The sequence below is a fragment of the Pseudactinotalea sp. genome (genome assembly GCF_048594945.1).
In the GTDB taxonomy this organism is placed as follows: domain Bacteria; phylum Actinomycetota; class Actinomycetes; order Actinomycetales; family Beutenbergiaceae; genus Pseudactinotalea.
On the sequence record NZ_JBMDXJ010000337.1, the window covers coordinates 1 to 6,035 of the forward strand.

General features: G+C 69.4%; 4 protein-coding genes. All 4 read left to right on the forward strand.

The genetic code is table 11. The annotated features are described in order from the left end of the window. Positions 1–1,666, forward strand: a 1,666-nt coding sequence (locus ACOJSN_RS15275; RefSeq protein WP_420113350.1) for a putative Ig domain-containing protein, incomplete at its 5' end; no start/stop codon positions are given. Positions 1,667–1,694: 28 nt separating this feature from the next. Then, positions 1,695–2,633, forward strand: a complete 939-nt coding sequence (locus ACOJSN_RS15280; RefSeq protein WP_420113351.1) for an acetylxylan esterase — start codon at positions 1,695–1,697, stop codon at positions 2,631–2,633. Between the two features lie 184 nt (positions 2,634–2,817). Continuing rightward, complete coding sequence (locus ACOJSN_RS15285) at positions 2,818–5,745, forward strand: glycosyl hydrolase (RefSeq protein ID WP_420113352.1); 2,928 nt, start codon at positions 2,818–2,820, stop codon at positions 5,743–5,745. A gap of 14 nt (positions 5,746–5,759) precedes the next feature. Further along, positions 5,760–6,035 (forward strand): hypothetical protein (locus tag ACOJSN_RS15290; protein WP_420113353.1); only part of this gene is annotated, 276 nt, incomplete at its 3' end.

Below are 6,035 nucleotides of genomic sequence, written 5' to 3' on the forward strand. Positions count from 1 at the left end.
TGATCCACCCACCGACGTCCCCGGAGACCCGGTGGCCCAGCCGCTGCTGGTGGCCGGCAGCACGATCGCGGACAACACCGGCGGTGCGCTGCTGCTGACCGAGGACACCACGGTGGACGTGATCGCCTCGATCGTGCAGGCAGCCGATGGCGTGCCGGCGTGCACAGGACCGCAGGCAAGCCTCACCGACCTCGGTTTCAACATCGTTTCGGACCCCTCGTGCGGGGTCGAGCTCGAGTCGACCGTGGTCGGCGATCCGCAGCTGGGCCCGCTGGCCGACAACGGTGGACCCAGCCAGACCATGCTCCCCGCTGCGGAGAGCCCGGCGCTCGACCTGGTCCCGGTGGGCACCAGCGCACCGTGGGCCGGGTCGTCGATCGAGCTGTGCCCTGGCACGTTCGACCAGCGTGGGGATGGATTCCCGCGGCATGTCCGCACGGGATGCGACGCCGGCGCCGTCGAGCTCGCCGGCGCCGTGCTCACGGTGACCGCGAGCGATGCGACCTACGCGGGCGAGCCCGGGCCCACGGTCACGCCGAGCTACGCCGGGTTCGTGAACGGCGACTCCGCGGCCGATCTCGACACGCTACCCACCTGCAGCTTCGACGTCGATGCAGCCATCACTCTCTGCTCCGGCGCCGAGGACGACGTCTCCAGCTTCAGCTATGTGGACGGCACCCTGACCGTGCTCGAGCCCGTCGAGATCCTCACTGAGTCGCTGCCGGTGGGCACCGTGGGCGAGGACTACGCCGTGACTCTCGAGGCCACCGGCGGCGACGGCGCTCCCTACACCTGGGCCATCACCGACGGTGGCCTCCCGACCGGCGTGAGCCTCAACAGTGGCACCGGTGAGATCTCGGGCGTTCCGGAGGAGGCCGGCGATTTCGACCTCACGGTCAGCGCGGACGGCGACGCCACCAAGGCCTTCACCCTCATGGTGAGCGGCCCGGTCCTCACGGTGACTGCCAGCGACGCGACCACCTACGAGGGGGCGTTCGAGCCCGAGATCACCGCGAGCTACACCGGATTCCTGCCGGGCGACTCCGAGGCAGATCTCGAGACGCTGCCCACCTGCACCTACGACATGGGCGCCGCCACCACCTCGTGCAGCGGTGCCGCCGACGACCTCTACTCCTTCGAGTACGTCAACGGAACCCTCACGGTGCTCGACCCGCTCGTGATCGTGACCGAGTCGCTTCCCGGCGCGACGGTTGGCGAGGAGTACTCGGTCACGCTCGAGGCGACCGGCGGCGACGGCGGCCCGTACCTCTGGGGCATCCATGCGGGCTCCCTGCCGGCCGGCTTGCAGATCGACTCCGCCACCGGTGAGATCTCGGGCATCCCCGAGACCGCCGGTCCGGTGACCTTCACGGTGTTCGTGGGGGATCCGATCCTCAAGGAGTTCACGCTCGAGGTCGCGGCCGCACCCACCCAGCCGACCACGCCGCCCACCACGGACGAGCCAAGCGCCACAGACCCGCCCGCCACGGATGACCCGAGCACGGACGGTCAGGGCACGGATGGTCGGGGTGCGGTCGACGACGGCGCGGAGGGCCTTCCGGGCACCGGTATCGACGGCCTGGGCGCTACCGCGCTGGCCCTCGCGGTGATGATGCTCGGGGCCGCGCTCGTGCTGGTGGCACGCCGCCGCCGACAGCTGGGGTGAGTCGGCGGCTGCTCGCCACGCTGCCAGGATGAACACCATGATCGAGGCGGCACCACTGACTGCTGACCGTGGTGAGCTGACGGAGGAGGTGCTGGCTGGTCCTGCCGACTTCGACGAGTTCTGGCGGGGTCTGCATGCGGGTGCGCGCGAGATCGAGCCCGGGGTGCGTCGGGTGCGGGAGCTCAGCCACGAGGGCGGTTGGCGGCTGAGCGAGGTCCGGTTCACGAGTACCGGCGGCCTCGATCTGGGTGCCTTCCTCCTCGAGCCCGACGGCGGGGTGGAACGCCTCGTGGTGGCGTTACCTGGGTATGGGGGTGCTGGTGAGCCGGTGGATCCGTTGCGGCGGCCCGGAGTGGCCGAGCTGACGCTCGCGCCCCGCGGGATGCCGGCTCTCAGCGAGCAGACCGATATCCCGAACCTCGCAGCGGAGCACGTGCTGCACGGCATCGGCTCACGCGAGACGTACGTGATCGGTGGCTGCGTTCAGGATGTGTGGGTGGCGACCACCGCCGCGCAGCGGCTGTTTCCCGAGGCCACGCGCATCGACCTGCGCGGCGGGAGCTTCGGCGGTGGGCTCGGTGCGCTCGCCCTGCCGTGGGATGACCGCTTCACCGCCGCGGCCCTCACGGTGCCCACGTTCGGCAACCATCCCGCCCGGCTGCGCACACCCTGCACCGGCAGCGGCGAGTCGGTGCGACTGCTGGCGCAGCGGGATCCCGGCGTGATCGAGGTGGTGCGTTACTTCGACGCCGCCACGGCCGCCGCCCGCATCCAGATCCCCGTGCTGGTCGGTGCCGCCCGGGTGGATCCCGCCGTGCCGCCGGTCGGGCAGTTCGCGGTCTACGAGGCGCTGTCCGGGCCTGCGATGCTGCTCGAACTCACCGCCGGCCACCTCGAGTTCGACGGCGTCGAACGCGAGCGCCAGACCTTCCACGGTGCCACGCTCGGCTGGCTCGACCTCGCCTGACCCGGTCCCGTCCGTCGGTCCCGCCGGAGCCCACCGGAGAACGTTTCCGTGCGATTCGCAGTCGCTCAGTGACCGCGTATCGCACATGTCTGTCATCACCCGCGCAGACTATTGTCGTGGGGACAATAGATGGTTAGGGTAGCCGTCGTCAGCACGTTCGACGGCGAGCGAGAGTGAGCGCACCGTGTCCTTGGAGTCCTTCCGCACTGAGATCGCCGACCCGGCGATCGAGTTCCGCCCCGAGCTGCGCTGGTGGCTGGCCGAGGGCCTGCACACCGATGAAACGTTGCGCCGCGAGATCGACGATGCGCACCGCCTGGGATTCGGCGGCATGGAGTTCCTCGCGATGGACGAGGGCAACCTCGACCATGCGCGCTACGGGTGGGGCGCCGAGGAGTGGGTGCACGACTCGCACGTGGTGGTCGAGGAGACCACGAAGCGGGGGATGTCGGTCAGCTTCACTTCCGGCACGAACTGGTCCAACGCCAACCTGCCCACCATCACTCCCGACGACCGGGCGGCGGCGCAGGAACTGGACGTCGCCGTCGAGAACCTCACGGCCGGGCAGGCCCGATCGGGGCCCCTGCCTCGCATCGGCCTGGACGCACCGCCCCCGGTCACGACGATCCCGGGCCACCGCGGCACGATCAGCGAGCAGCACCTGATCGCCGTGGTCGCGGCGCGCGTGATCGGCGACGACCTGCTCGATGTCGCCTCGGTCATCGACCTCTCCGGCGAGGTGTCCGATGAGTCGCTGGAGTGGACGGCACCTGAAGGCGAGTGGCGGCTCTTCAGCTACTGGATGCACGGCACCGGGCAGACGGCAAATCCCTCCGCTTCCGTCAACTACACCGTCAATTATCTGGACCGTGACGGCGTGGACGCCGTGATCGACTACTGGAACGGCGTGGTGCTCACGCCGGAGCTGCGGGACCTGATCGCTGCGAACCCGCGCGCCCAGATGTACATGGACTCCCTCGAGCTCTCGACCTTCGGTGCTGGCGGGCTGTTCTTCGGGTGGACCGTGATCGAGGAGTTCCGCGAGCGCCGAGGGTACGACCTCGTGCCGTGGCTGCCGTTCCTCACGCGCACCGCCGCCTTCATGGCGGTGTCGACCGTCTACCACCACCAACCGGCTGAGGCGGATCGCGTCACGGTGGCCAAGGTCCGCCACGACTACGTGCGCACACTCACCGATCTCTACATCGAGAACATGCTGCGCCCGTTCGCCACGTTCCTGCACTCAGTGGGGCTGACGCTGCGCTCGGAGATCAGCTACGGGCTGCCGTTCGAGCTCACCCGCCCGGGCCCGGACGTGGATGGCATCGAGACCGAATCGCTGGAGTTCGGTGGCCAGATCGATGCCTACCGGCTGCTCGCGGGCCCGGCCCATCTGTTCGGCAAGCAGTACTCATCCGAGACCGGCGCCACCACGCGCAACCACATGCTCGACCACCGGTTCTACGACCAGATCATCGCCACGCAACTCGCAGCGGGCGTCACCAAGACGGTGCTGCACGGCTGGGCCAGTCCCGCGGGCGCCGAGGGCGCCACGCACTGGCCGGGCCACGAGGGCATGTGGCCGATGTTCTCCGAGCGGTTCGACACCCGCCAACCCGCATCCGAGTTCTACCCGCAGTGGAACGCGGCCATCGGTCGACTGCAGTACGCGTTGCGCCGCGGCCACCCGCGCATCGACATCGGCATCCTGCGCACCGACCACTTCACGGACAACCTCATCGGCCTGAACCTCACCGGACCGAACGGCGAACGCATCCCCGATGAAGTGGCCTACGGCTCCATGTGGATGCGCAACCGTGAGAACCAGTGGTGGCAGGATCTCTCGCTGCAGGATGCGGGCTTCACGTACGAGTTCTTCGACGGCTCTCTGCTGCAGCATGAGGCCGTCACCTTCGATGATGCTTCGGCCCTGGTACAACGTGAAGGCCCCGGCTACTCAGCGCTCGTGGTCTACCAGGAGGAGCTCGACCCCGATGTGGCGGCACACCTGCTGACCTGGGTGGATCGGGGGCTGCGATTGGTGATCGTCAACGGTGCTCGCGAGGTCGAGTTCCTCTCCGCCGACCGGCACCGCACCCACGAACGAGCGGCGGTCCGCACGCCTGGTCTGGATGGGCGCGATGACGAGCTCGCCGGCACGCTAGCGGCGCTGCGGGAGCGGCCGACCGTCGCTGAAGCCACGCCTGCCGAGATCGTCTCCGCGCTCGAGAGCCTCGGCGTGACCGGGCGCGCCCGCTTTGTGCAGGACAACCAGCAGGTCCTCACGCACCTGCGCGAGGATGGCGACCTGCTGGTCCTGTACGCCTACCATTTCCTCTACGAGTCGCAGCAGCCGACCACGGTGCAGGTGCGGCTTCCCGGCACGGGCGCCGCGCACCGACTCGATGTCTGGTCGGGCGAGTTGCGACCGCATTCGGGCAGCACGCCCGACGGCGACGGCACCGTCGTCGAGATCTCGCTGGCTCCCGGTGAGGTCGCGTTGGTGGTGCTGGACCGAGCGGCACAGCCGCTCGCCTCGCCTGTGGCACCCCAGGGGCTGGTGACCGAGGTGACCGACTGGAGCTGCGCCGTCGAGAGCTGGGATGCCGGCGAGCTGGAGGTGATCACTGAGGATCGGGGGCTGGGCTACGTGACCCGCGAGGTGCGCCCCACCACGAACGTGACGCGGATCGAGGTCGGCGCGACCGCCCTCCGGCCCTGGACCGAACTCGACGGCGTGGGGCCCGAGATCTCCGGGATCGCCGAGTACCGGGCCCGGCTGGTGGTGCCACGGCTGGCGCCCCAGGCGCGGTACCTGCTCGACCTCGGCTCCACGGCGGGCGGGCTGGGATCGGTGCAGATCGGCAACGGTCCGCTGCACGGCTTCGACACCTCGCGGCCAGTCGTGGACGTGACCGCCGATCTCCATGAAGACGAGGTCGAGATCGTGGTGCGGGTGGCGAGCTCGCTCAACAACCGGCTGAAGGCGCGCGGCTACTACGATCACATCCCGGATATCGTCGCGCAGACGCAGGGCATCGAACGGATGCAGGTAGCTGTGGTGCGCGAGTACGGGCTGCTCGGTCCGGTGCGGCTGGTGCGAGAGGGCTGAGAAGGGGGTCGCGGGTGGCGCGTGGCGATGTCGGCGACCCGGATTCGGCCGATCTGAGCCCGGTGCTGCAGGCGGAGCCGTTCGACCTGCGGGTCTCGATCACCTCAATCGTGCACTGGGCCGACAGCACTCCTGTGCGGCGGCAGGTGATGGAGTCGGTCGGGTTCCCGCACGACGACATGGGGATGTTCCTGGTCGTCAACCAGCTCACCTACAACGGGGCGATGCGGCCTGCCGAGCTCGTGCAGGTGCTCGGCGCGACTCCCACGAACATGAGCAAGATCGTGGGC

Excerpts from the sequence above, each read along its gene's own strand:
- ACOJSN_RS15280 (WP_420113351.1), top strand. The coding sequence starts at position 1,695 with ATGAACACCATGATCGAGGCGGCACCACTGACTGCTGACCGTGGTGAG.